Source organism: Pseudomonas zeae (genome assembly GCF_014268485.2).
GTDB classification, from domain to species: domain Bacteria; phylum Pseudomonadota; class Gammaproteobacteria; order Pseudomonadales; family Pseudomonadaceae; genus Aquipseudomonas; species Aquipseudomonas neuropathica.
Genome location: NZ_CP077090.1, coordinates 4896206 through 4919820, shown reverse-complemented (window position 1 = coordinate 4919820; position 23615 = coordinate 4896206). Strand labels below are relative to the sequence as shown.

Annotated in this window: 19 protein-coding genes; 14 read left to right on the top strand and 5 right to left on the bottom strand. The window is 58.0% G+C overall.

The window, feature by feature from the left end:
- Nucleotides 1-65 precede the first annotated feature (65 nt).
- Both HU754_RS21600 and HU754_RS21595 read left to right on the top strand, forming a co-directional pair.
- Nucleotides 66-2525, top strand: coding sequence for an EAL domain-containing protein (locus HU754_RS21600; RefSeq protein WP_186620517.1), 2460 nt, complete (start codon nt 66-68; stop codon nt 2523-2525).
- A 79-nt stretch (nt 2526-2604) separates the two neighbouring features.
- The gene (locus HU754_RS21595; protein WP_189661354.1) at nt 2605-3366 is read left to right on the top strand and encodes an iron-containing redox enzyme family protein; all 762 of its coding nucleotides are present in this window, start codon (nt 2605-2607) and stop codon (nt 3364-3366) included.
- Between the two features lie 134 nt (nt 3367-3500).
- On the opposite strand, the gene HU754_RS21590 is transcribed toward HU754_RS21595, so the two are convergent.
- From HU754_RS21590 to HU754_RS21570, 5 genes are all read right to left on the bottom strand, one after another.
- Nucleotides 3501-4427, bottom strand: coding sequence for a GGDEF domain-containing protein (locus tag HU754_RS21590; RefSeq protein ID WP_093435313.1), 927 nt, complete (start codon nt 4425-4427; stop codon nt 3501-3503).
- A gap of 363 nt (nt 4428-4790) precedes the next feature.
- A complete protein-coding gene (locus tag HU754_RS21585; RefSeq protein WP_025113079.1) occupies nt 4791-5531 on the bottom strand; it encodes a YciK family oxidoreductase in 741 nt (246 codons plus the stop codon).
- A gap of 72 nt (nt 5532-5603) precedes the next feature.
- The gene (mupP, locus tag HU754_RS21580; RefSeq protein ID WP_095048567.1) at nt 5604-6275 is read right to left on the bottom strand and encodes an N-acetylmuramic acid 6-phosphate phosphatase MupP; all 672 of its coding nucleotides are present in this window, start codon (nt 6273-6275) and stop codon (nt 5604-5606) included.
- A gap of 4 nt (nt 6276-6279) precedes the next feature.
- Nucleotides 6280-6978 carry a bifunctional 2-polyprenyl-6-hydroxyphenol methylase/3-demethylubiquinol 3-O-methyltransferase UbiG gene (gene ubiG / locus HU754_RS21575; protein ID WP_093435309.1) on the bottom strand — a complete coding sequence of 233 codons (699 nt, stop codon included), beginning with the start codon at nt 6976-6978 and terminating at the stop codon, nt 6280-6282.
- 56 nt (nt 6979-7034) lie between these two features.
- The gene (locus HU754_RS21570; RefSeq protein ID WP_093435307.1) at nt 7035-8369 is read right to left on the bottom strand and encodes a TRZ/ATZ family hydrolase; all 1335 of its coding nucleotides are present in this window, start codon (nt 8367-8369) and stop codon (nt 7035-7037) included.
- A 108-nt stretch (nt 8370-8477) separates the two neighbouring features.
- Here HU754_RS21570 and mtnA point away from each other — a divergent pair, with 108 nt between their 5' ends.
- The 12 genes from mtnA (at nt 8478) to HU754_RS21510 (ending at nt 23362) form a co-directional block, all read left to right on the top strand.
- Entirely contained in the window at nt 8478-9554 is a 1077-nt protein-coding gene (mtnA, locus tag HU754_RS21565) for an S-methyl-5-thioribose-1-phosphate isomerase (RefSeq protein ID WP_186620518.1), read from the top strand.
- Between the two features lie 423 nt (nt 9555-9977).
- Complete coding sequence (gene gyrA, locus HU754_RS21560; RefSeq protein ID WP_093435302.1) at nt 9978-12752, top strand: DNA gyrase subunit A; 2775 nt, start codon at nt 9978-9980, stop codon at nt 12750-12752.
- Between the two features lie 231 nt (nt 12753-12983).
- Entirely contained in the window at nt 12984-14069 is a 1086-nt protein-coding gene (gene serC / locus HU754_RS21555) for a 3-phosphoserine/phosphohydroxythreonine transaminase (protein WP_186620521.1), read from the top strand.
- Nucleotides 14069-15163 carry a prephenate dehydratase gene (gene pheA / locus HU754_RS21550; protein WP_016770924.1) on the top strand — a complete coding sequence of 365 codons (1095 nt, stop codon included), beginning with the start codon at nt 14069-14071 and terminating at the stop codon, nt 15161-15163. The genes serC and pheA overlap by 1 nt, the downstream gene beginning before the upstream one ends.
- Before the next feature lie 12 nt (nt 15164-15175).
- Nucleotides 15176-16288 carry a histidinol-phosphate transaminase gene (gene hisC / locus HU754_RS21545; protein ID WP_186620523.1) on the top strand — a complete coding sequence of 371 codons (1113 nt, stop codon included), beginning with the start codon at nt 15176-15178 and terminating at the stop codon, nt 16286-16288.
- 28 nt (nt 16289-16316) lie between these two features.
- Nucleotides 16317-18524 carry a bifunctional prephenate dehydrogenase/3-phosphoshikimate 1-carboxyvinyltransferase gene (locus tag HU754_RS21540; protein WP_264082813.1) on the top strand — a complete coding sequence of 736 codons (2208 nt, stop codon included), beginning with the start codon at nt 16317-16319 and terminating at the stop codon, nt 18522-18524.
- Nucleotides 18521-19210: a (d)CMP kinase gene (gene cmk, locus HU754_RS21535; RefSeq protein WP_064391442.1), complete on the top strand. Its 690-nt coding sequence runs from the start codon at nt 18521-18523 to the stop codon at nt 19208-19210. Before HU754_RS21540 ends, cmk begins: the two co-directional genes overlap by 4 nt.
- Before the next feature lie 119 nt (nt 19211-19329).
- Nucleotides 19330-21012 (top strand): 30S ribosomal protein S1, encoded by a 1683-nt coding sequence (gene rpsA / locus HU754_RS21530; RefSeq protein WP_186620528.1) that lies wholly within the window; start codon nt 19330-19332, stop codon nt 21010-21012.
- Between the two features lie 204 nt (nt 21013-21216).
- Nucleotides 21217-21495 (top strand): hypothetical protein, encoded by a 279-nt coding sequence (locus HU754_RS21525; protein ID WP_007908433.1) that lies wholly within the window; start codon nt 21217-21219, stop codon nt 21493-21495.
- 152 nt (nt 21496-21647) lie between these two features.
- Entirely contained in the window at nt 21648-21944 is a 297-nt protein-coding gene (ihfB, locus tag HU754_RS21520) for an integration host factor subunit beta (RefSeq protein ID WP_003189779.1), read from the top strand.
- A 30-nt stretch (nt 21945-21974) separates the two neighbouring features.
- Nucleotides 21975-22214 carry a lipopolysaccharide assembly protein LapA domain-containing protein gene (locus tag HU754_RS21515; RefSeq protein WP_186620530.1) on the top strand — a complete coding sequence of 80 codons (240 nt, stop codon included), beginning with the start codon at nt 21975-21977 and terminating at the stop codon, nt 22212-22214.
- 227 nt (nt 22215-22441) lie between these two features.
- A complete protein-coding gene (locus HU754_RS21510) occupies nt 22442-23362 on the top strand; it encodes a glycosyltransferase (protein ID WP_186620532.1) in 921 nt (306 codons plus the stop codon).
- The last annotated feature ends 253 nt before the right edge of the window (nt 23363-23615 follow it).

Here is a 23615-nt window from a genome sequence, read left to right as displayed (position 1 = left end):
TAGGCTGAGCTGTCAGGAGCGGGATTTTCCGGTGTTCATCTGGCAGTGCTTGCGCAAGGGATCTCATGAAGCAAAAGCGGACTCTCGGAACGCCACGGTTGTTGGGCATCGTCTGGCCATTTATTGCCGTCGTGTTATTTCAAGCGTTATTGGGCGGCGTGAGTCTTTACGTGCTCTCGGCGGTTCGCGGTTACGTCGCTGGTGAAAGCCTCTGGTCCAAGGGCCAGAAGGACGCGATTTACTACCTCAATCTCTACGCCGACAGCCGTGACGAGGCGATTTTCCTCAAGTACCGCACTGCGATCGGTGTGCCGCAAGGCGGGCATCAGTTGCGCCTGGCGCTGGATCATCAGCCGCCGGACCTGGCCGCGGCGCGCGAAGGCATTCTCAAGGGTGGCAACCACCCGGACGATGTTTCCAGCCTGATCTGGCTGTACCTCAACTTCCGCCATTTCAGTTATCTGGAAACCGCAATTGACCGCTGGACGGTCGGTGACGCCTATCTGGTCGAGCTGGATGACGTGGCGCAGGAGATGCACCGCAGCATTTCGCAAAACACCGCCAGCAGCGCCGATATCCAGGGTTGGAAGGCACGCATTTTTGCCATCAACGATGGCGTGACCCCGGCCGCGAAAGCCTTCAGTGATGCCTTGGGCGAAGGCTCGCGGATGATCCTGCGGCTGCTGCTGTTGACCAATCTCGCCACGGCGCTGGGGCTGATCGTGCTGGCCCTGTGGCGCACGCACAAGTTGCTCAAACAGCGCCATGCCTTTGCCGAGGCGCTGCAACTGGAGAAGGATCGGGCGCACGTTACCTTGCATTCGATCGGTGATGGCGTCATTACCACCGACGTCAGCGGCGCTATCGATTACATGAACCCGGCCGCTGAAGCCATGACCCACTGGAAAGCCGAACAGGCGGCGGGTTTGCCGCTGGCGGCATTGTTCAATCTGCTCGACGACAACGCCCAGTCCGAAGGGCTGACCCTGATCGAGCACATTCTCAGCGGCAAGCTCAGTGGCGGCAGCGAGCACTCGAAGCTGATCCAGCGCCTCGATGGCACGACATTGTCGGTGACCCTGGTCGGCGCGCCGATCCGTAATGCCGGAAAGGTCAGTGGCACGGTGCTGGTGTTGCACGACATGACCCAGGAACGGCAATACATCGCCAATCTGTCGTGGCAGGCCACCCATGACGCGCTGACTGGGCTGGCTAACCGCCGCGAGTTCGAATATCGCCTGGAGCAGGCGCTGCACAATCTCACCCGCCATACCGGGCGGCATGCGCTGATGTTCCTCGATCTTGATCAATTCAAACTGGTCAACGACACCTGCGGCCATGCCGCCGGCGATGAGTTGTTGCGGCACATATGTACGCTGCTGCAGTCCGGATTGCGCGAGGGCGATACGCTGGCGCGACTGGGTGGTGATGAGTTCGGCATTTTGCTGGAGAACTGCGCGCCGGACGCGGCGGAAAAGATTGCCGAGGCGCTGCGTCAGACTGTGCAGAATCTGCACTTTGTCTGGAAGGGGCGGCCGTTCCTGACCACCGTGAGCATTGGCCTGGTGCATATCGCACAAGTCCCGACGACCCTCGAAGCCTCATTGCGTGCCGCAGATATGGCCTGTTACATGGCCAAGGAAAAGGGCCGCAACCGCGTGCAGGTTTATCACGCTGACGATTCCGAACTGTCCCTGCGCTTTGGTGAGATGGCTTGGGTGCAACGCTTGCACATGGCCCTGGAAGAAAACCGTTTTTGTCTGTACGCCCAGGAAATCGCTCCGCTCAAGCCGGGTGACAACAACGGTGGGCATATCGAGATTCTGCTGCGTCTGCACGATGAAGCGGGGCGGATGATTCTGCCGGACAGTTTCATTCCCGCCGCCGAGCGCTATGGTTTGATGAGTCAATTGGATCGTTGGGTAGTTCAGAATGTATTCAAGGTTATTGCTCAATGTATTGCCCAAGAACATCAACAACCTTTAGCAATGTGTGCGATTAATCTGTCAGGCATTACTATAGGAGATGACGCGTTTTTGCACTTTCTGCGGGAACAGTTTGTTAACTATGCAATACCGCCTGAAATGATTTGTTTTGAAATTACAGAAACCAGTGCAATTTCAAATCTGGGCAGTGCAATAAGATTTATTAATGAACTCAAAGGCTTAGGTTGCTATTTTTCGTTAGATGATTTTTGCGCCGGAATGTCTTCATTCGCTTATCTGAAACATTTGCCTGTAGACTTCCTGAAGATCGACGGGAGTTTCGTAAAGGATATGCTGGACGACCCGATTAACCGCGCAATGGTCGAAGTGATCAATCACATCGGGCATGTCATGGGTAAAAAGACAATTGCCGAGTTTGTTGAAACAACCCAGATCGAGCAGGCCCTGCTTGAAATTGGTGTGGATTACGCTCAGGGTTATGTTATAGAACGCCCACAGTTGTTTACCTGCGACAGTTTGCAAAGTCGGCCCGCCAGACCGCACCCGCTGTTATTCAAAGCGCCTGGCACGTTCCGTTGAAGTCTCTCGCCGATCCTTACAATCACAAATCAAAAGGAGCCGAACAGTGATCGACACATTCAACCGAACCGGACCACTCATGGAAGCTGCAAGTTATCCTGCCTGGGCACAACAGCTCATTGCGGATTGCAGCGAGAGCAAGCGCCGGGTTGTCGAACATGAACTTTACCTGCGCATGCGTGATAACAAGCTCAGCGCCAGAACCATGCGTCAGTACCTGATCGGGGGCTGGCCGGTGGTTGAGCAATTTGCGCTGTACATGGCGCAGAATCTCACCAAAACCAGGTTTGCCCGGCATCCGGGCGAAGACATGGCGCGGCGCTGGCTGATGCGCAATATCCGCGTTGAACTCAATCATGCGGATTATTGGGTGCACTGGAGTCGTGCACATGGCGTCAGTCTGGAAGACCTTCAGGCCCAACATGTGCCGCCCGAACTGCATGCCTTGAGTCATTGGTGCTGGCACACCAGCTCAGCCGATTCGTTGATTGTGGCCATCGCGGCCACCAACTATGCCATCGAAGGCGCGACCGGGGAGTGGTCGGCGCTGGTCTGCTCCACCGGCGTGTATGCCGCAGCGTTTCCCGAAGAGGATCGCAAGCGCGCGATGAAGTGGTTGAAGATGCATGCCCAGTACGACGATGCCCATCCGTGGGAGGCGCTGGAAATCATCTGCACCCTGGCCGGGATGAACCCGAGCAAGGCCTTGCAGGCCGAGTTGCGTCAGGCCGTCTGCAAGAGCTATGACTACATGTATCTGTTTCTGGAGCGTTGCATGCAACTGGAGACGTCGGAACGCTTGCTGGTCAACCGAGAGCGCAGGGCGGTAGTCGAGAGCTGATTCAAGCCTCACGCAATACCAATGTGGGAGCGAGCCTGCTCGCGAAGGGGTCATGTCAGTCAGCACTGCGTTGACTGATTCACCGCTTTCGCGAGCAAGCTCGCTCCCACACTGTTTTGTGTTGCCTGAAAGGCTTAGCCCGCCATCGCCAGGCGGTTGCGACCTTCACGCTTGGCCACATACAACGCACTGTCAGCGCGGCGCAGCAAGCTGTCAGCCGATTCGCCCGGCAACAACGTCGAACATCCCAGGCTCACCGTCAATTCAATCAACTGCCCATCGGCATAGTATTCGGCCGCCTGCGTCGCATAACGAAGGCGTTCGCCGACCATTGCCGCCGCATCCCGGCTGGTGTTGGACAGCAGCACCAGAAACTCCTCACCACCGTAACGGAACACCATGTCGACGTTGCGCAGTTGCGCCTTGATTGTCGCGGCGATGGCTTTAAGCACGTCATCGCCGGCGCTGTGGCCATGGCTGTCGTTGACCCGTTTGAAGTGGTCGATATCGAGCATCAGCAGCGACAACGGTTGTTGATGTCGGCGAGACATATCGATCTCCCGCTGCAGGGTTTGCTCCATGGCGATGCGGTTACCGGCGCCGGTCAGCGGATCGCGCAGGGCACTCTGAGTCGCCTCGCGATAAAGCAGCGCGTTGCGCATCGGGTACAGCAAGGATGACAGCAACGACTCCAGTTGACCTTGTTCCTTGTCGTTGAAGCGTTGATTGCGACGGAACACCAGTTCGCCCATGTGCTCGCCTTCGTGGCTCAGGGTATAGCTGATCGAGTGGTGGCCGCGGGCACCGAACTCCAGACGCAGGTCACTGCCCTGATGCACGTAGCTAAGCGCGTCCAGGGGCACGAGACGCTGAACTTCGCGGAAAAACAGACCGAGGATGCGTTGCGGTTCGAGGCTGGTTTGCAGTTGCAGGCTCATTTGCTGGCGCAATTGCGCAAGACTGGCCGGTCGCTCCAGAAGGGGAGGCAGCTGACCAAAGCCCAGGCGTTGCAATTTGGCACTGTCAAAGTCAATTGCATTGGTCTGGGAGGGTGATTTCATATGGCGTGAGCCCCTAAAGCAGTAAGTCTGTCTTACAGGCTGGGTGAGAGCGGCTATGGGCTGCGCGTCATACTGATCCATCAGTCCCGTAGGACATTTGGCGTAAGTTTAGTCTGCCTGAAGACGATTAGTCAGCTATCGAAATCGGCCTTGCCCCACTGCCTTCACACGGCATGCTTTGAGGAAATTTAGAGCGAAAGTCGTGCCATTCGGTTCGGTTTTATTTAAACCGTTTGGAATCAACAGGTTGGCTGAACAAGGGGGAGGGGCGCGGTGGAAAATTGACTGAAATATGACAGTCGCCAGCGGCAAATGCATGCCGCGACAGGAATCTGCCGCGGCAACAAAAGCGACGTATGGCAGTTATTGCGCGTTGAAGGCCTGGCCATTGATGCCGGTGCTGTCCGGGCCCATCAGGTACAGGTAGACCGGCATGATTTCTTCCGGTGTCGGGTTGTTCAGCGGGTTTTCCCCCGGATACGCCTGGGCGCGCATGCTGGTGCGCGTGCCGCCCGGGTTGATGCTGTTGGAGCGTACCGGCGCGACACCGTCGACTTCATCGGCCAGGGTTTGCATCAAGCCTTCGGTGGCGAACTTCGACACGCCATAAGCGCCCCAGTACGCACGGCCCTTGCGCCCGACGCTGCTGGAGGTGAACACCACCGAGGCATCCTGCGACAGCTTGAGCAGCGGCAGCAGGGTGCTGGTCAGCATGAACATGGCGTTGACGTTGACTTGCATGACGCGCATGAAGTTTTCACCGGACAACTGTTCGATCGGCGTGCGCGGGCCGATGATCGAAGCGTTGTGCAGCAGGCCGTCGAGGTGGCCGAACTCGGTCTCGATCATCGCGGCCAGCTCATCGTACTGATGGGGCAGGGCGGTTTCGAGATTGAACGGAATCACGGCGGGTTGCGGATGCCCGGCAGCTTCGATCTCGTCATACACCTGCGTCAGGTTCGCTTCGGTCTTGCCCAGCAGCAATACCGTAGCGCCATGAGCGGCATAGGTTTTTGCGGCTGCCGCGCCGATCCCGCGACCGGCACCGGTGACCAGAATGACCCGATCCTTGAGCAATTCGGGACGAGCGGAGTAATCAAACATAAAAACCTCATCAAGTCAGATCGTTCCCACGCTCTGCGTGGGGATGCAGCCAATGACGCTCTGCGTCAGGTCTCAGCAACTGCAAAGCGCGCTATCGAGCACCTTGCGCAGCTCCGACGGATGATCCACCACCACGTCCGCCCCCCAATGCCGCGGGTTGTCGTCCGGGTGGATGTAGCCGAACGTCACCGCTGCCGTTTTCGTACCGGCATCGCGCCCCGATTCGATATCACGCAGATCATCGCCGACAAACAGCACCGTCGACGGATCCAGATCAAGCATTTTGCATGCAAGGATCAACGGCTCCGGATCCGGCTTGCTGTTCTTCACGTGATCCGGGCAGATCAGCAGCGCCGAACGCTCAGCCAATCCCAGTTGCTGCATGATCGGCTCGGCAAAGCGCAGTGGTTTGTTGGTGACCACGCCCCAGATCAGCTTGGCCTTTTCGATATCGGCCAGCAGTTCACCCATGCCGTCAAACAGTTTGCTGTGCACGGCGCAGCCAACCAGATAGCGCTCAAGGAACTCCAGACGCAGTTCTTCGAAGCCCGGCGATTCCGGGTCCATCGAAAACGTCACCGCGACCATGGCTTTGGCGCCACCGGAAATCTCGTCGCGGATGTGCTTGTCGTTGATCGGCGGCAAGCCGCGATCTGCACGCATGGCCTGGCAGATGGCGATGAAGTCCGGCGCCGTGTCGAGCAGGGTGCCGTCCATGTCGAAAAGAACTGCTCTGATCGCCATCGGCTTACTCCTCGCGCAGGGTCTGGATCATGTAGTTGACGTCAACGTCGCTGGCCAGTTTGTAGTGCTTGGTCAGCGGGTTGTAGGTCAGGCCGATGATGTCTTTGACGGTCAGGCCGGCCATGCGGCTCCAGGCACCCAGCTCGGACGGGCGGATGAATTTCTTGAAATCGTGGGTGCCGCGCGGCAGCAGCTTCATGATGTATTCAGCGCCGATGATGGCGAACAGGTAGGCCTTCGGGTTGCGGTTGATGGTCGAGAAGAACACCTGACCGCCCGGCTTGACCATGCGGAAGCAGGCGCGGATCACTGACGACGGATCCGGCACGTGCTCGAGCATTTCCAGGCACGTGACCACGTCAAACTGCTCCGGCATTTCTTCGGCCAGGGCTTCGGCGGTGATCTGGCGGTACTCAACGCTGACGCCGGATTCCAGTTGATGCAGTTGCGCGACCGCCAGCGGCGCTTCGCCCATGTCGATGCCCATCACCGTGGCACCGCGTTGCGCCATGGCTTCGCTGAGGATGCCGCCGCCGCAACCGACGTCGAGGACTTTCTTGCCGGCCAGATTGACCCGCTCGTCAATCCAGTTGACCCGCAGCGGGTTGATGTCGTGCAGTGGTTTGAACTCGCTTTCGCGGTCCCACCAGCGATGGGCCAAGGCTTCGAATTTGGCGATTTCGGCGTGGTCGACGTTGCTCATATTAAATCCTCTAAAACTTTAAAAGTGCTGTAGCCCTGGCGTTTGCACCAAGGTGTTTACGATTCGGTGTGGCCGCTGATGCGCTGGCCCCAGGTCCGGGCGGTGGCGCCCAGTTGCTCTTCGTCCATGCGCGTCAGGCGGCGGTCGTCGAGCAGTTGCTTGCCGGCGACCCACAGGTGTTTCACGCAATCGCGACCGGTGGCATATATAAGCTGCGAGACCGGGTCATATACCGGTTGCTGGGCCAGGCCGGACAGGTCGAAAGCGACGATGTCGGCAGCTTTGCCAATTTCCAGCGAGCCGACTTGCGCCTCGATTCCCAGTGCGCGCGCGCCGTTGAGTGTGGCCATGCGCAGCGCTCGATGGGCGTCGAGTGCGGTGGCGGAACCGGCGACGGCTTTGGCCAGCAGCGCAGCGGTACGGGTTTCGCCGAGCAGATCCAGATCGTTATTGCTGGCGGCGCCATCGGTGCCAACGGCCACGTTGACGCCAGCCTGCCACAAACGCTCGACCGGGCAGAAGCCGCTGGCGAGTTTCAGGTTCGATTCCGGGCAGTGGATTACGCTGGTGTTGCTTTCTACCAGTAACGCCAGGTCGTCATCGCTGATCTGGGTCATGTGCACGGCCTGGAAGCGCGGGCCGAGCAGGCCGAGACGGCCGAGGCGCGCGAGCGGACGTTCACCGCGCTGCTCCAGCGCTTGCTGAACTTCGAAAGCGGTTTCGTGCACGTGCATATGGATCGAGGCGTCCAGCTCCTCGGCAATCACGCGGATTTTCTCGAGGTTTTCGTCACCGACGGTGTACGGTGCATGGGGGCCGAAGGTGATCTTGATCCGTTCATGGTGCTTGAGATCGCCGAACAACTCGACGCCCTGACGAATGGCTTCATCGGCGCTGCTGGCGCCCGGAATCGGGAAATCAAGGATCGGAATGGCGATCTGCGCGCGAATGCCGCTGTTGTGCACGCGCTCGCTGGCGACTTTCGGGTAGAAATACATGTCCGAGAAACAGGTGATGCCGCCCTTGATCTGCTCGGCGATAGCCAAATCAGTCCCATCGCGAACGAAATCTTCATCGACCCACTTGGCCTCGGCCGGCCAGATGTGATTTTCCAGCCAGGTCATCAGCGGCAAATCATCGGCCAGGCCACGAAACAGCGTCATCGCCGCGTGACCGTGCGCGTTGATCAGGCCGGGGGCGAGCAGCACATCCGGCAATTCCCGGGTTTCTGTGGCGTTACACTTCAATGCTTCGGCGCGCGGGCCGATAAACACGATGCGACCGTCGCGAATGCCCAGGCCGTGCTCCTTGAGCACAACGCCTGCAGGTTCGACGGGTACCAGCCAGGTCGGCAGCAATAATAAGTCGAGCGCAATGGCAGGTTTCGGCATCGAGGGGCGGTTCCAGTGCTTTTGTAAAGGATGGCGAAGTATACCCGAGCGTCTTCGCGGGGGGATCGCTATAATCGGCGGCTTTTGTTCATGAGTACGGGGTGAGGGATGCGCGATCGACTGTTGGCTGCGGAGAAAGTAAAGGCCATCGATTGGCGAGATGGCGCGCTCCACCTGCTGGATCAGCGTATTTTGCCGTTCGAGGAAACCTGGATTGCCTACACCAGCGCCGCCGGCGTGGCCGAGGCGATTCGTTCGATGGTGGTGCGCGGTGCGCCGGCCATCGGCATCAGCGCAGCCTATGGCATTGTGCTGGCGGCCCGTGCCCGTCTGACCGAAGATGGCGACTGGGCTGCGGCGCTGGAAGAAGATTTCGCCTTGCTGGCCGATTCTCGTCCGACCGCAGTCAATCTGTTCTGGGCGTTGGGCCGGATGCACGATCGACTGGATCGTCTGAAAGGCAACGCCGACCCGTTGGCGGCGCTGGAAGCCGAAGCCATTGCCATTCATGAAAGCGACCGCGAAGCCAACCTGACCATGGCCCAGCTCGGCGTTGACCTGATCCGCAAGCACCAGGGCAATGCGCAGGCGATTCTGACTCACTGCAACACCGGTGCGCTGGCTACCGGCGGGTTCGGTACGGCGCTGGGGGTGATTCGCGCGGCTTATCTGGAAGGCATGGTCGAGCGCGTTTACGCCGATGAAACCCGTCCGTGGCTGCAGGGTTCGCGCCTGACCGCTTGGGAACTGGCCAACGAAGGCATTCCGGTCACCCTGAATGCCGACTCCGCCGCTGCGCACATCATGAAAACCAAAGGCGTGACCTGGGTGATCGTCGGTGCGGACCGCATCACCGCCAACGGTGACGTGGCCAACAAGATCGGCACCTACCAACTGGCGGTCAACGCCATGCACCACGGCGTGCGTTTCATGGTGGTGGCGCCAAGTTCGACCATCGACATGAATCTGGCCAGCGGTGACGACATCCCGATCGAGGAGCGTGATGGCGCCGAGTTGCTCGAAGTGGGTGGCAAGCGCGTCGGCGCGGACGTTGAAGCGTTCAACCCGGTATTTGACGTGACGCCGGCCGACCTGATCGATGCGATCGTCACCGAAAAAGGCATCGTCGAGCGCCCGGATACCGCGAAAATGGCCCAGTTGATGTGCCGCAAACGCCTGCATTGATTGGCTTGATGTCTGCGTTGTCTTCTTCGCGAGCAGGCTCGCTCCCACAGGTTTTGTGATCACCACAGAACAATGTGGGAGCGAGCCTGCTCGCGAAGGGGCCCTAAATGTCAATAAACATCGCTAAACCAAGCCCCAATTCTGCATTCAAAGAAGCTCTGAGCCTCTCTCGTCCCCGTTAAGCCTGTCACCGGTCAACTAACTATGCTCCATGCGCATCAGGGGGATAGGTGCGTGGCGGCTCTTGTGATAACATCCGGCGTTTTCCGAGGCAGCTCCACGGAGCTGTCTTTACTGCGCAAATCCGCGATCCAATGTTGATTTGTCGTAAGTCGGTGCATGGCACTCGGTCTGCCCCGACGAGCTTCGTTGGTCCCATATGGATATGACGAAGTTTCACCAGAAAAAGGAATCAGGCTTCTCATGGGCGAACTGGCCAAAGAAATCCTCCCGGTCAATATCGAAGACGAGCTGAAACAGTCCTACCTCGACTACGCGATGAGCGTGATCGTCGGCCGTGCACTGCCGGATGCGCGCGATGGCCTCAAGCCCGTGCACCGTCGCGTACTGTTCGCGATGAGCGAGCTGGGCAACGACTTCAACAAGCCGTACAAGAAATCTGCCCGTGTTGTCGGCGACGTGATCGGTAAGTATCACCCGCACGGTGATACCGCGGTGTACGACACCATCGTCCGTATGGCTCAGCCTTTCTCCCTGCGCTACCTGCTGGTAGACGGTCAGGGCAACTTCGGTTCGGTCGACGGCGACAACGCTGCGGCCATGCGATACACCGAAGTGCGCATGACCAAGCTGGCGCACGAGCTGCTGGCTGACCTGCACAAGGAAACCGTGGACTGGGTGCCGAACTACGACGGCACCGAAATGATCCCGGCGGTCATGCCGACCCGTATCCCCAACCTGCTGGTCAACGGCTCCAGCGGTATCGCCGTGGGCATGGCGACCAACATTCCGCCGCACAACCTCGGTGAAGTCATCGATGGTTGCCTGGCGCTCATCGACAATCCTGAGCTGACCGTCGATGAACTGATGCAATACATCCCCGGTCCGGACTTCCCGACCGCCGCGATCATCAACGGTCGCGCCGGCATCATCGAAGCCTACCGTACCGGTCGTGGCCGTATTTACATGCGCGCCCGCTCGATCATCGAAGACATCGACAAGGTCGGTGGCCGTCAGCAGATCGTCATCACCGAACTCCCTTACCAGTTGAACAAGGCGCGTCTGATCGAGAAGATCGCCGAGCTGGTCAAAGAGAAGAAGCTCGAAGGCATCACCGAACTGCGCGACGAGTCCGACAAGGACGGTATGCGCGTCGTGATCGAACTGCGTCGCGGCGAAGTGCCTGAGGTGATCCTCAACAACCTCTACGCCCAGACCCAGCTGCAATCGGTATTCGGCATCAACATCGTTGCGCTGATCGACGGCCGTCCACGCATCCTGAACCTCAAGGATCTGCTGGAAGCCTTCGTCCGTCACCGTCGCGAAGTGGTCACCCGCCGTACCGTGTTCGAACTGCGCAAGGCGCGCGAGCGTGGTCATATCCTCGAAGGCCAGGCCGTTGCCCTGTCGAACATCGACCCGGTCATCGCCCTGATCAAAGCTTCGCCGACGCCGTCGGAAGCCAAAGAAGCGCTGGTCAGCACGCCGTGGGAATCCTCGGCAGTGGTGGCGATGGTTGAACGTGCTGGCGCCGATTCGTGCCGTCCGGAAAACCTCGATCCGCAATACGGTCTGCGCGAAGGCAAGTACTTCCTGTCGCCAGAACAGGCGCAAGCCATTCTGGAACTGCGTCTGCACCGTCTGACCGGTCTGGAACACGAAAAACTGCTGGCCGAGTATCAAGAGATTCTCAACCAGATCGGCGAGCTGATCCGCATCCTCAACAGCGCCGTGCGCCTGATGGAAGTGATCCGCGAAGAGCTGGAAGTGATCCGCGCCGAATACGGCGATCAGCGTCGCACCGAGATTCTCGATGCCCGTCTCGACCTGACCCTGGGTGACATGATCCCGGAAGAAGAGCGCGTCGTGACCATCTCCCACGGTGGCTACGCCAAGACCCAGCCACTGGCTGCGTACCAGGCTCAGCGTCGTGGCGGTAAAGGCAAGTCGGCCACCGGCGTCAAGGATGAGGACTACATCGCTCACCTGCTGGTTGCCAACAGCCACACCACGCTGCTGCTGTTCTCCAGCAAAGGCAAGGTTTACTGGCTCAAGACCTACGAGATTCCGGAAGCGTCCCGCGCTGCCCGTGGTCGTCCGCTGGTCAACCTTCTGCCATTGAGCGAAGGTGAATACATCACCACTATGCTGCCGGTCGATCTCGAAGCCATGAAGCGTCAGGCCGATGAAGAAGAAGCCGAAGGCGCCGAGGCTGATGTAGAAGAAATCGAAAACAGCAACGAGACCGATGAAGAACGTCGTGCTCGCATCAAGGCTGCCGACCGCAAGAAAGCCCCGTTCATCTTCATGTCGACCGCCAACGGTACCGTGAAGAAGACCCCGCTGGTGGCCTTCAGCCGTCAGCGCAGCGTTGGTCTGATCGCGCTGGAACTGGACGAAGGCGACATCCTGATCTCCGCCGCCATTACCGATGGCGAGCAGGAAATCATGCTGTTCTCCGACGGCGGCAAAGTGACTCGCTTCAAGGAGTCCGAAGTTCGCGCAATGGGCCGTACCGCCCGCGGTGTGCGTGGTATGCGTCTGCCGGAAGGGCAGAAGCTGATCTCCATGCTGATTCCGGAAGAAGGCAGCGAAATCCTCACGGCTTCCGAGCGCGGCTACGGCAAGCGCACGGCGATCACCGAGTTCCCTGAATACAAGCGTGGCGGTCAGGGCGTTATCGCCATGGTCAGCAACGAGCGTAACGGCCGTCTGGTCGGCGCGGTTCAGGTGCAGGACGGTGAAGAAATCATGCTGATCTCCGATCAGGGCACACTGGTGCGTACCCGTGTCGACGAAGTGTCGAGCCTGGGTCGTAACACACAGGGCGTCACGCTGATCAAGCTGGCCAAGGATGAAACCCTGGTCGGGCTGGAGCGGGTTCAGGAGCCTTCGGAAGTTGAAGGTGAAGAGCTTGAGGGTGAAGAGGGCGAGGAATTCGAAGGCAATGTCGTGATCGACGATGCTGCCGAAGACCAGCAACTCGACGCCGCAGCAGACGAAGAACCGCAAGAATAAGCGGACAAACGAGGGGGCGGATGAGAATTCGCCCCCTTGTTATTTGTCCGGTATGAAATTTCGACATCATGGAGATCCCCTGTGGGAGCGAGCCTGCTCGCGAATGCAGGCGCTGCGGTACCTCTGACGCACCGCGGTGATGCATTCGCGAGCAGGCTCGCTCCCACAGGGCCGTGTTGATCGGTAGTGTGATTTATTGCGTGATACCACCAAATCAGAGCGAGATTGGATGTGAGCAAGCGAGCCTATAACTTCTGCGCCGGTCCTGCGGCGCTTCCTGAAGCTGTCCTGCAGCGCGCCCAGGGTGAACTCCTTGATTGGCACGGCAAGGGTCTGTCGGTCATGGAAATGAGCCATCGCAGCGATGAGTTCGTGTCCATCGCCACCCAGGCCGAGCAGGATCTGCGTGACCTGCTGAATATCCCGTCGAACTACAAAGTGCTGTTTCTGCAAGGTGGCGCCAGTCAGCAGTTCGCGCAGATCCCGCTGAACCTGCTGCCTGAAGGCGGCTCGGCCGACTACATCGACACCGGTATCTGGTCACAGAAAGCCATCGAAGAAGCCTCGCGCTACGGCCACGTCAACGTTGCCGCCACCGCCAAGCCTTACGACTATTTCGCCATTCCGGGCCAGAACGAGTGGAAACTGTCGAAAGACGCCGCTTACGTTCACTACGCGCCGAACGAAACCATCGGCGGTCTGGAGTTTCAGTGGATCCCCGAAACCGGTGACGTGCCGTTGGTAGCGGACATGTCTTCGGACATCCTCTCGCGTCCGGTTGATATTTCGCGTTTCGGCATGATCTACGCCGGCGCACAGAAAAACATCGGCCCAAGCGGTATCGTCGTCAACATCATCCGCGAAGACTTGCTCGGCAAGGCGCGCTCGCTGTGCCCGACGATGCTCGACTACAAAGTCGCGGCCGATAACGGCTCGATGTACAACACCCCGCCGACACTGGCCTGGTACCTGTCTGGTCTGGTGTTCCAGTGGCTGAAAGAGCAGGGCGGCGTTGAAGCCATCGCCAAACTGAATGACGTCAAGCAGCGCACGCTGTATGACTTCATCGACGCCAGCGGCCTCTACAGCAACCCGATCAACAAGTCGGACCGCTCGTGGATGAACGTGCCGTTCCGTCTGGCTGATGATCGTCTGGACAAGCCGTTCCTGGTCGGTGCCGAAGAGCGCGGCTTGCTCAATCTGAAGGGCCACCGCTCCGTGGGCGGCATGCGCGCCTCCATCTACAACGCCGTCGACATCACCGCCGTTAACGCGCTGGTGGCGTACATGGCTGAATTCGAGAAGGAACACGGCTGATGTCCGAGCAAGAACTCAAGGCACTGCGCGTTCGTATTGACGCTCTGGACACCAAAGTCCTTGAGCTGATCAGTGAGCGTGCGCGTTGCGCCCAGGAAGTCGCGCGAGTAAAGATGGCCTCGCTGGCCGAAGGCGAAGTGCCGGTGTTCTATCGTCCTGAGCGCGAAGCTCAGGTGCTCAAGCGTGTGATGGAGCGCAATCAGGGGCCGCTGGGCAACGAAGAGATGGCGCGGCTTTTCCGCGAAATCATGTCGTCGTGCCTGGCGCTGGAGCAGCCGCTGAAAGTGGCTTACCTCGGCCCTGAAGGCACCTTCACCCAGGCTGCAGCGATGAAGCACTTCGGTCACGCGGTGATCAGCAAGCCGATGGCGGCGATCGACGAAGTGTTCCGTGAAGTGGCAGCCGGTGCGGTGAATTTTGGCGTGGTCCCGGTGGAAAACTCCACCGAAGGCGCGGTCAACCACACCCTCGACAGTTTCCTTGAGCACGACATGGTCATCTGTGGCGAAGTCGAGCTGCGCATTCACCATCACCTGTTGGTCGGTGAAAACACCAAGACCGACAGCATCAGCCGTATCTATTCCCACGCGCAGTCGCTGGCCCAATGCCGCAAGTGGCTGGACGCGCATTACCCGAATGTCGAGCGCGTTGCGGTATCGAGCAACGCCGAAGCGGCCAAGCGGGTCAAGGGTGAGTGGAACTCAGCGGCGATTGCCGGCGACATGGCGGCCGGTCTGTATGGCTTGACCCGTCTGGCCGAGAAGATCGAAGACCGTCCGGACAACTCGACGCGCTTCCTGATGATCGGTAATCAGGAAGTACCGCCGACCGGTGACGACAAGACTTCGATCATCGTTTCGATGAGCAACAAGCCGGGTGCGCTCCACGAGCTGCTGGTGCCGTTCCATGACAACGGGATCGACCTGACCCGGATCGAAACCCGTCCGTCGCGCAGCGGCAAATGGACCTACGTGTTCTTCATCGACTTCGTCGGCCACCACCGTGATCCGTTGATCAAAGGTGTGCTGGAAAAGATCAGTCAGGAAGCAGTAGCACTCAAAGTGCTGGGTTCCTACCCGAAAGCAGTTCTCTAAGGGCGGTAGCAAATGAGTGGTAATTTCCTCGCTCTGGCACAGCCGGGCGTGCAACAACTTTCGCCGTACGTTCCGGGCAAGCCTGTGGACGAACTGGCGCGCGAGCTGGACCTGGATCCGGCCAAAATCGTCAAACTGGCGAGCAACGAAAACCCGCTAGGCGCCAGTCCGAAAGCTTTGGCAGCCATCCGCGAAGAGCTGGCCGAGCTGACGCGTTACCCGGATGGCAACGGTTTTGCGCTGAAATCCCTGCTGGCCGAGCAATGCCGTGTCGAGCTGAGCCAGGTCACTCTGGGCAACGGTTCCAACGACATTCTTGAGCTGGTCGCGCGTGCCTATCTGGCACCGGGCCTGAACGCTGTTTTCAGCGAACATGCGTTTGCGGTGTATCCGATTGCCACGCAGGCGGTCGGTGCTCAGGCCAAAGTGGTGCCGGCCAAGGATTGGGGGCATGACCTGCCTGCGATGCTCGCGGCCATCGATGCCAATACCCGCGTGGTGTTTATCGCCAATCCGAACAACCCGACCGGTACCTGGTTCGGCGCAGAAGCGCTGGACGAGTTCCTGCAGGATGTTCCGGAGCATGTACTGGTGGTGCTGGACGAGGCTTATATCGAATACGCCGAAGGCAGCGATCTGCCGGATGGTCTGGATTTCCTCGCGGCTTACCCGAACCTGCTGGTTTCGCGCACCTTCTCCAAGGCTTATGGTCTGGCGGCACTGCGCGTCGGCTACGGTCTATCGACCCCGGTGGTGGCGGACGTGCTGAACCGTGTTCGCCAGCCTTTCAACGTCAACAGCCTCGCCTTGGCGGCAGCCTGTGCGGCGTTGAAGGATGAGGAATATCTGGCGCAAAGCCGCCAGCTCAACGAGGCGGGTATGCAGCAGCTGCAAGCCGGTTTCCGTGAGTTGGGCCTGAGCTGGATCGAATCCAAAGGCAACTTCATCTGCGTCGATCTCGGTCAGGTAGCTGCTCCGATATTTCAGGGCTTGCTGCGCGAAGGCGTGATCGTGCGTCCGGTGGCCAACTACGGCATGCCGAACCACCTGCGGGTGACCATTGGTCTGCCGGCGGAAAACAGCCGCTTCCTCGAAGCGCTGCGCAAGGTTCTGGCTCGTGGGTGATGTCACTGCACTGCAATCTGCTGCACCTATGATCGGGCGCCTTGTGGTGGTCGGTCTGGGGTTGATCGGTGGTTCGTTTGCCAAAGGCTTGCGTGAAAGTGGCATCTGCCGCGAAGTGGTCGGGGTCGATCTCGATCCGCAATCGCGCAAGCTGGCGGTCGAGTTGGGTGTGGTCGATCGTTGTGAAGATGATCTGGTGGTGGCCTGTCAGGGCGCTGACGTGATTCAGCTGGCGGTGCCGATTCTGGCCATGGAAAAAGTGCTCGCGCGTTTGGCGAGTATTGATCTGGGGGCGGCGATTCTGACCGATGTCGGTAGCGCCAAAGGCAATGTGGTGCGCGCGGCGACCGAGGCGTTTGGCGGTATGCCGGCGCGTTTCGTGCCGGGCCATCCGATTGCCGGCTCCGAGCAGAGCGGGGTGGAAGCCTCCAATGCCGAACTGTTCCGTCGCCACAAAGTGATCCTCACGCCGCTTGAGCAAACCGATCCGGCGGCGTTGGCTGTGGTCGATCGTCTGTGGCGCGAATTGGGCGCCGACGTCGAGCATATGCAGGTCGAGCGTCATGATGAAGTGCTGGCCGCGACCAGTCATCTGCCGCACCTGCTGGCCTTTGGTCTGGTCGACTCTTTGGCCAAGCGCAATGAAAATCTTGAGATCTTCCGTTACGCTGCGGGCGGTTTCCGCGATTTCACAAGAATCGCCGGAAGCGACCCGGTGATGTGGCACGACATCTTCCTCGCCAACCGCGAGGCTGTCCTGCGCACACTCGATACATTTCGCAGCGACCTCGACGCTTTGCGCGACGCGGTCGATGCAGGGGATGGGCACCAATTGTTGGGCGTCTTCACGCGCGCCCGGGTTGCCCGCGAGCATTTCAGTAAAATCCTGGCCCGCAGGGCCTATGTGGACGCTATGAATTCCAACGATCTGATCTTCCTGGCTCAACCTGGTGGCCGCCTGTCCGGTCGGATTCGCGTACCGGGTGACAAATCCATTTCCCACCGTTCGATCATGCTCGGCTCGCTGGCCGAAGGCGTCACCGAAGTCGAAGGTTTCCTTGAGGGCGAAGACGCCCTGGCGACCTTGCAGGCATTCCGCGACATGGGCGTAGTCATCGAAGGCCCGCACCACGGACGCGTGACCATTCACGGTGTCGGCCTGCACGGCCTGAAACCGGCGCCGGGCCCGATTTATCTGGGTAACTCCGGTACGTCGATGCGTCTGCTGTCCGGCCTGTTGGCTGCGCAGAACTTCGACAGTGTTTTGACGGGTGATGCCTCGCTTTCGAAGCGCCCGATGAACCGCGTGGCCAATCCGCTGCGCGAAATGGGCGCCGTGATCGAAACTGCTGCCGAAGGTCGTCCACCAATGACCATTCGTGGCGGGCATAAACTCAAAGGCCTGACTTACACCATGCCGATGGCTAGCGCACAGGTGAAATCCTGCCTGCTGCTCGCCGGTCTGTACGCTGAGGGCAAGACCACCGTGACCGAGCCGGCTCCGACTCGCGACCATACCGAGCGTATGCTGCGTGGTTTCGGTTATTCGGTAAGCGTTAATGGCGCCACGGCATCGGTTGAGTCCGGTGGCAAACTGATTGCGACCCATATTGAAGTGCCGGGCGACATCTCGTCGTCGGCGTTCTTCCTGGTCGCAGCATCGATCGCTGAAGGTTCGGAGCTGGTGCTTGAGCACGTCGGCATCAACCCGACCCGTACCGGTGTGATCGACATCCTGCGCCTGATGGGTGCGGACATCACTCTGGAAAACCAGCGTGAAGTCGGCGGCGAGCCTGTGGCTGACCTGCGCGTACGGGCAGCTAAACTCAAAGGTATCGAGATTCCCGAAGAGCTGGTTCCGCTGGCCATCGACGAATTCCCGGTGCTGTTCGTGGCGGCTGCCTGTGCCGAAGGGCGTACCGTACTGACCGGCGCTGAAGAGTTGCGGGTCAAAGAATCGGATCGCATCCAGGTGATGGCAGACGGTCTGTTGGCGCTGGGCGTCAAATGCCAGCCAACCCCGGACGGTATCATCATCGACGGCGGCCAGATCGGCGGCGGCGAAGTGCATGGTCACGGCGATCACCGTATCGCGATGGCTTTCAGTGTGGCCTCCCTGCGCGCCACCGCACCGATCCGCATCCATGATTGCGCTAACGTCGCGACGTCGTTCCCCAACTTCCTCGCGCTGTGCGGGCAGGTCGGTATTCGTGTGGCACAAGAGGCTCAGTCGTGAAAAACATTGCACCGGTCATCACCATTGATGGGCCAAGCGGCTCGGGCAAAGGCACCGTAGCCGGAATTCTGGCCAAGCGTCTGGGCTGGAACCTGCTGGATTCCGGTGCGTTGTACCGCTTGCTGGCATTTGCTGCGCACAACCATGGTGTCGACCTGACCAATGAAGAGCTGCTGAAGAAGCTTGCCGCTCATCTGGATGTTCAGTTCATTGCGGCGACCGAAGGTCAGTTGCAACGGATCATTCTGGAAGGTGACGAAGTCAGCGATGTGATCCGCACCGAAAGCGTCGGCTCCGGCGCTTCGCAAGTGGCTGCATTGCCGGCCGTACGCGAGGCGCTGCTGCAGCGCCAGCGTGCTTTTCAGGAAGCGCCGGGTCTGGTGGCCGATGGTCGCGACATGGGCACGGTGGTTTTTCCGGATGCACCGCTGAAGATTTTCCTGACCGCCAGTGCCGAGGAGAGGGCGCGCCGTCGATATTTGCAGTTGAAGGGCAAAGTCGAGGGTGTTAGTCTGTCGAGTCTGCTAGATGAGATCCGTGCACGCGACGAGCGTGACACCCAGCGAGCGGTAGCCCCGCTTAAGCCGGCGGCTGACGCCATACAGCTGGATTCCACGGAGTTGTCCATCGATCAGGTGCTTGAACGCATCATGAGCGAGATCGCCATTCGCGATATCGCCGGGTGACCAAGAAGGCCGCAGGGGACCAGTCATAGTCCTGCGACGCTTCTTCTATATGAAACTAACCCACACCGTCTGGGGTGTGGAGATGGGCGTATCCTTCGCCCTCATTTACAGGAATTAAAATGAGCGAAAGCTTTGCGGAACTCTTTGAAGAAAGCCTAAAAACCCTGAACCTTCAGGCAGGCTCCATCATCACCGGTGTTATCGTTGATATCGATTACCAAGCTCGCTGGGTAACCGTTCACGCTGGCCTGAAGTCTGAAGCACTCATCCCGCTTGAGCAGTTCTACAACGACGCTGGCGATCTGACTATCAATGTCGGTGACGAAGTTCACGTTGCGCTGGACTCGGTTGAAGACGGTTTCGGTGAAACCAAGCTGTCCCGTGAAAAAGCCAAGCGCGCTGAATGCTGGATCGTTCTGGAAGCAGCCTTCGCAGCCGAGGAAGTGGTCAAGGGCGTTATCAACGGTAAGGTTAAAGGCGGCTTCACTGTCGACGTTAACGGCATCCGTGCGTTCCTGCCAGGTTCCCTGGTTGACGTCCGTCCAGTGCGCGACACCACGCACCTGGAAGGCAAAGAGCTGGAATTCAAGGTCATCAAGCTGGACCAGAAGCGCAACAACGTTGTCGTTTCCCGTCGCAGCGTCCTGGAAGCCGAGAACTCCGCCGAGCGTGAAGCTCTGCTGGAATCCCTGCAGGAAGGCCAGCAAGTCAAAGGTATCGTCAAAAACCTCACCGATTACGGCGCATTCGTCGATCTGGGTGGCGTGGACGGCCTGCTGCACATCACCGACATGGCCTGGAAGCGCATCAAGCATCCTTCCGAGATCGTCAACGTTGGTGACGAAATCGACGTTAAGGTTCTGAAATACGATCGCGAACGCAACCGTGTTTCCCTGGGCCTGAAGCAACTGGGCGAAGATCCATGGGTTGCTATCAAAGCCCGTTACCCAGAAAGCACTCGCGTTACCGCTCGTGTAACCAACCTGACCGACTACGGCTGCTTCGCTGAGCTGGAAGAAGGCGTTGAAGGTCTGGTGCACGTTTCGGAAATGGACTGGACCAACAAGAACATCCACCCTTCGAAAGTCGTACAAGTCGGCGACGAAGTGGAAGTTATGGTTCTGGACATCGACGAAGAGCGTCGTCGTATCTCCCTGGGCATCAAGCAGTGCAAATCTAACCCATGGGAAGATTTCTCTGGCCAGTTCAACAAGGGCGATAAAATCTCCGGCACCATCAAGTCGATCACCGATTTCGGTATCTTCATTGGTCTGGACGGCGGCATCGACGGTCTGGTTCACCTGTCCGACATCTCCTGGAACGAAGTTGGCGAAGAAGCTGTTCGTCGTTTCAAGAAGGGCGACGAGTTGGACACCGTTATCCTGTCGGTTGACCCAGAGCGCGAGCGTATCTCCCTGGGTATCAAGCAACTGGAAAGCGATCCGTTCTCCGAGTACGTTCAAGAGAACGACAAAGGCGCAATCGTTAAAGGCACTGTGAAAGAAGTTGACGCCAAAGGCGCCATCATCGTTCTGGCCGACGATATCGAAGCGACTCTGAAAGCCTCCGAAATCAGCCGTGACCGCGTTGAAGACGCGCGCAACGTTCTGAAAGAAGGCCAGGAAGTAGAAGCCAAGATCATCAGCGTTGACCGCAAGAGCCGCGTGATCCAGCTCTCCATCAAGTCGAAAGACGATGCTGAAGAGAAAGAAGCTATCCAAAGCCTGAAGGCTGAAGAAGCTCCTGTTGGCGACACCACCATGGCGCAGCTGCTGCGCAATGCAATGGCCAAACAGAACTAAGTTCTGCTTGATCATGAAAAAGGGCGACTTCGGTCGCCCTTTTTTGTGCCTGCGATTTAGTGTCCGAGGCTTGCATGATGGTTTTGGTGAAACCAATCTGGCTTCTGGGTGGTCTGTTTCTTTAATCGGATCAATCGCCTATTCACGACTAAGCTTGGTCTTAAGCGTGTAGTCGTCGGGCAGTTGCCTGGCATAAGGAAGTGGATGAACAAGTTTATTGTCCTCATGGCTGTACTGGTTCTGGCTGGCTGTACCACCAGTGCCAAGACCCATGCTGTGCGTGGTGTCAGTGGTATCGAGGTTGACTGCTCCGGGTTGGGCTCTGGCTGGGAGAAGTGCCAGAAGCGCGCAGCAAAGGAGTGCAAGGGTGCGGGGTACAAAGTGATCACGCGATCAGATGATGCCAAGGATGAGGATGAGTTTCCTTTTGGCTTCAATCCGGCGGGCTACGTGACGCGCACCATGCTGGTGATCTGTCGATAAGCATGCATTGCTCAGTTTGTTGCTTTGATGCCCTGAAAATGGGCGTTTCGACGCCAAGGAAGATATGTCAATCCCTGGGCTGTTCAAAATCTTCCGGGCGTGCTAAAACCTTTCAAGCGCTGATCTAGCTGCTTGAAAAAGAAGGGAAAAATATGACGAAGTCGGAGTTGATCGAACGAATTGTCACCCATCAAGGGCTACTCTCATCCAAGGATGTGGAGCTGGCCATCAAGACCATGCTTGAGCAAATGTCCCAATGCCTTGCCACCGGTGATCGCATCGAGATCCGTGGGTTTGGCAGCTTCTCCCTGCATTACCGCGCGCCGCGCGTTGGTCGTAATCCGAAGACCGGTCAGTCGGTCAGTCTGGACGGTAAGTTCGTACCGCATTTCAAGCCGGGTAAAGAGCTGCGTGATCGGGTGAATGAGGAAGAGGAGGAGGGGGTTTGATCCACGCTACTTATTATCAGGGAGGCGCAAATGCGTAACCTCAAGCGCGTGCTTCTTGGTGTTGTCGTCCTTTTGCTGGTGTTAGTGATTTTGGCCTTCGTGCTGGAGAATCAGCAGTCAGTGTCTTTGTTGTTTCTGGGGTGGTCGATGCCTCAGCTACCGGTTTCGCTAGTCGTGGTCCTGGCGTTGCTGATCGGAATGCTTGTCGGTCCCGTGCTCGGCTGGTTTCTCGGGTGTTTTTCCCGGCGGTCGCGTAAACATATTGTTTGATTGTTGCTCTGTGGTAGAAGGCTGCCATGTACAGCGTGCCGCTGGCTATTTCCAGGGGGGGGGGCATGGTGTTGCTTAAGAGTTAAAGCATTTCATTTGTAGACCTGTGTCACTCGATCTAAACGGGCCGTTTCTGGCGGGTTAAGGCAGGCAGGCTGTAGGTCCTCTCGGTTGACTGCAGTTTAATTTTTTTGGTTTTCCGAGCTGAACGCTACAAGTGGGATGGCATGACTGTGAAATTACCAAAAGTTGCGGTTTTGCTAGCAGCTTATAATGGAATGCGGTGGATCGAGGATCAGGTGGCTTCGATTCTTGAGCAGTCTGGGGTTGAAGTTACTATATATATCAGTGTGGATACCTCGATAGACGGAACTGAAGCCTGGTGTGCGAGGCTTGCAACTAACCTATCTAATGTCATCCTGTTGCCGTCCGTAGGGCGATTTGGTGGTGCATCTCGCAATTTCTTTCGATTGATACGCGATGTTGATGTCGGCAATTTTGAGTTTTTTGCTTTCGCTGATCAGGATGATATCTGGTACGCGGATAAGCTTCAGCGTGCGGTGTCTCTGCTTGAGCAGCAGCGGTCTGATGCATACTCCAGTAATGTCACGGCCTTCTGGCTGGATGGTAAGACAAGGTTGCTGGATAAGGCGCAACCCCAAGTTGCATGGGATTATCTGTTTGAAGCGGCTGGCCCGGGTTGTACTTATGTTTTGACCCGGCGATTGTTAGAATCGATTAAGCTGTCGGTACTGACCAATTGGGATGCCTTGCAAGGCGTAAGTCTGCATGATTGGTTTTTCTACGCGTATGCGCGTAGTCATGGATATCGATGGTTCATTGATCCGATACCTTCCATGGATTATCGTCAACATGATAGTAATCAGGTAGGCGCCAATACCGGATTGCGCTCTTTGGTTGTTCGTTATAAAACCATTAATAATGGCTGGTGGTTTGGTCAAGTGCAGTTAATCGCCCGGTTAATTGGGCGCGATGCTAGTCCCTTTGTATCAAGTTGGTTTTCGTTGAGCCGCTCGCAATTGTTTAAGCTTTCTTTTAGTGCGTGGCATTGTCGACGTCGTGTTCGCGATAAAGTGTTATTTTTCATTGTTTGTTGGGTAATGATGTTGGTGATGAGTAAAGCCTGATAGTTTGTTCTATCATTGCTGTTGACGATCGGGACCTGTTCTATTTTGCCTTGTGCAGGTGTGGGTTCTTCTGTTTTAGGGCTTTTCAAAGGGCGCAGTGATGACGCGGGTTTAGCTACTTGGTAATCGTTTGCGCTCATCGTGCCAGTAGCTCTGTTTTCCTCGATGATGGCTATATGGCATCTGTGGGGTGTCTTTTTCTCGCAGATTACCCGTTTCTTCACCTGGGGAATCCTGCGCTGTCATCATGTCT

Bases quoted from the DNA above. Each gene is read 5' to 3' on its own strand.
- gyrA (WP_093435302.1), top strand. From the start codon at position 9,978: ATGGGCGAACTGGCCAAAGAAATCCTCCCGGTCAATATCGAAGACGAG.
- HU754_RS21595 (WP_189661354.1), top strand. From the start codon at position 2,605: ATGGAAGCTGCAAGTTATCCTGCCTGGGCACAACAGCTCATTGCGGAT.
- HU754_RS21585 (WP_025113079.1), bottom strand. From the start codon at position 5,531: ATGTTTGATTACTCCGCTCGTCCCGAATTGCTCAAGGATCGGGTCATT.
- mtnA (WP_186620518.1), top strand. From the start codon at position 8,478: ATGCGCGATCGACTGTTGGCTGCGGAGAAAGTAAAGGCCATCGATTGG.
- HU754_RS21510 (WP_186620532.1), top strand. From the start codon at position 22,442: ATGACTGTGAAATTACCAAAAGTTGCGGTTTTGCTAGCAGCTTATAAT.
- rpsA (WP_186620528.1), top strand. From the start codon at position 19,330: ATGAGCGAAAGCTTTGCGGAACTCTTTGAAGAAAGCCTAAAAACCCTG.
- ubiG (WP_093435309.1), bottom strand. From the start codon at position 6,978: ATGAGCAACGTCGACCACGCCGAAATCGCCAAATTCGAAGCCTTGGCC.
- HU754_RS21570 (WP_093435307.1), bottom strand. From the start codon at position 8,369: ATGCCGAAACCTGCCATTGCGCTCGACTTATTATTGCTGCCGACCTGG.
- pheA (WP_016770924.1), top strand. From the start codon at position 14,069: ATGTCCGAGCAAGAACTCAAGGCACTGCGCGTTCGTATTGACGCTCTG.
- HU754_RS21590 (WP_093435313.1), bottom strand. From the start codon at position 4,427: ATGAAATCACCCTCCCAGACCAATGCAATTGACTTTGACAGTGCCAAA.
- hisC (WP_186620523.1), top strand. From the start codon at position 15,176: ATGAGTGGTAATTTCCTCGCTCTGGCACAGCCGGGCGTGCAACAACTT.
- mupP (WP_095048567.1), bottom strand. From the start codon at position 6,275: ATGGCGATCAGAGCAGTTCTTTTCGACATGGACGGCACCCTGCTCGAC.
- HU754_RS21600 (WP_186620517.1), top strand. From the start codon at position 66: ATGAAGCAAAAGCGGACTCTCGGAACGCCACGGTTGTTGGGCATCGTC.
- ihfB (WP_003189779.1), top strand. From the start codon at position 21,648: ATGACGAAGTCGGAGTTGATCGAACGAATTGTCACCCATCAAGGGCTA.
- HU754_RS21515 (WP_186620530.1), top strand. From the start codon at position 21,975: ATGCGTAACCTCAAGCGCGTGCTTCTTGGTGTTGTCGTCCTTTTGCTG.
- HU754_RS21525 (WP_007908433.1), top strand. From the start codon at position 21,217: ATGAACAAGTTTATTGTCCTCATGGCTGTACTGGTTCTGGCTGGCTGT.
- HU754_RS21540 (WP_264082813.1), top strand. From the start codon at position 16,317: ATGATCGGGCGCCTTGTGGTGGTCGGTCTGGGGTTGATCGGTGGTTCG.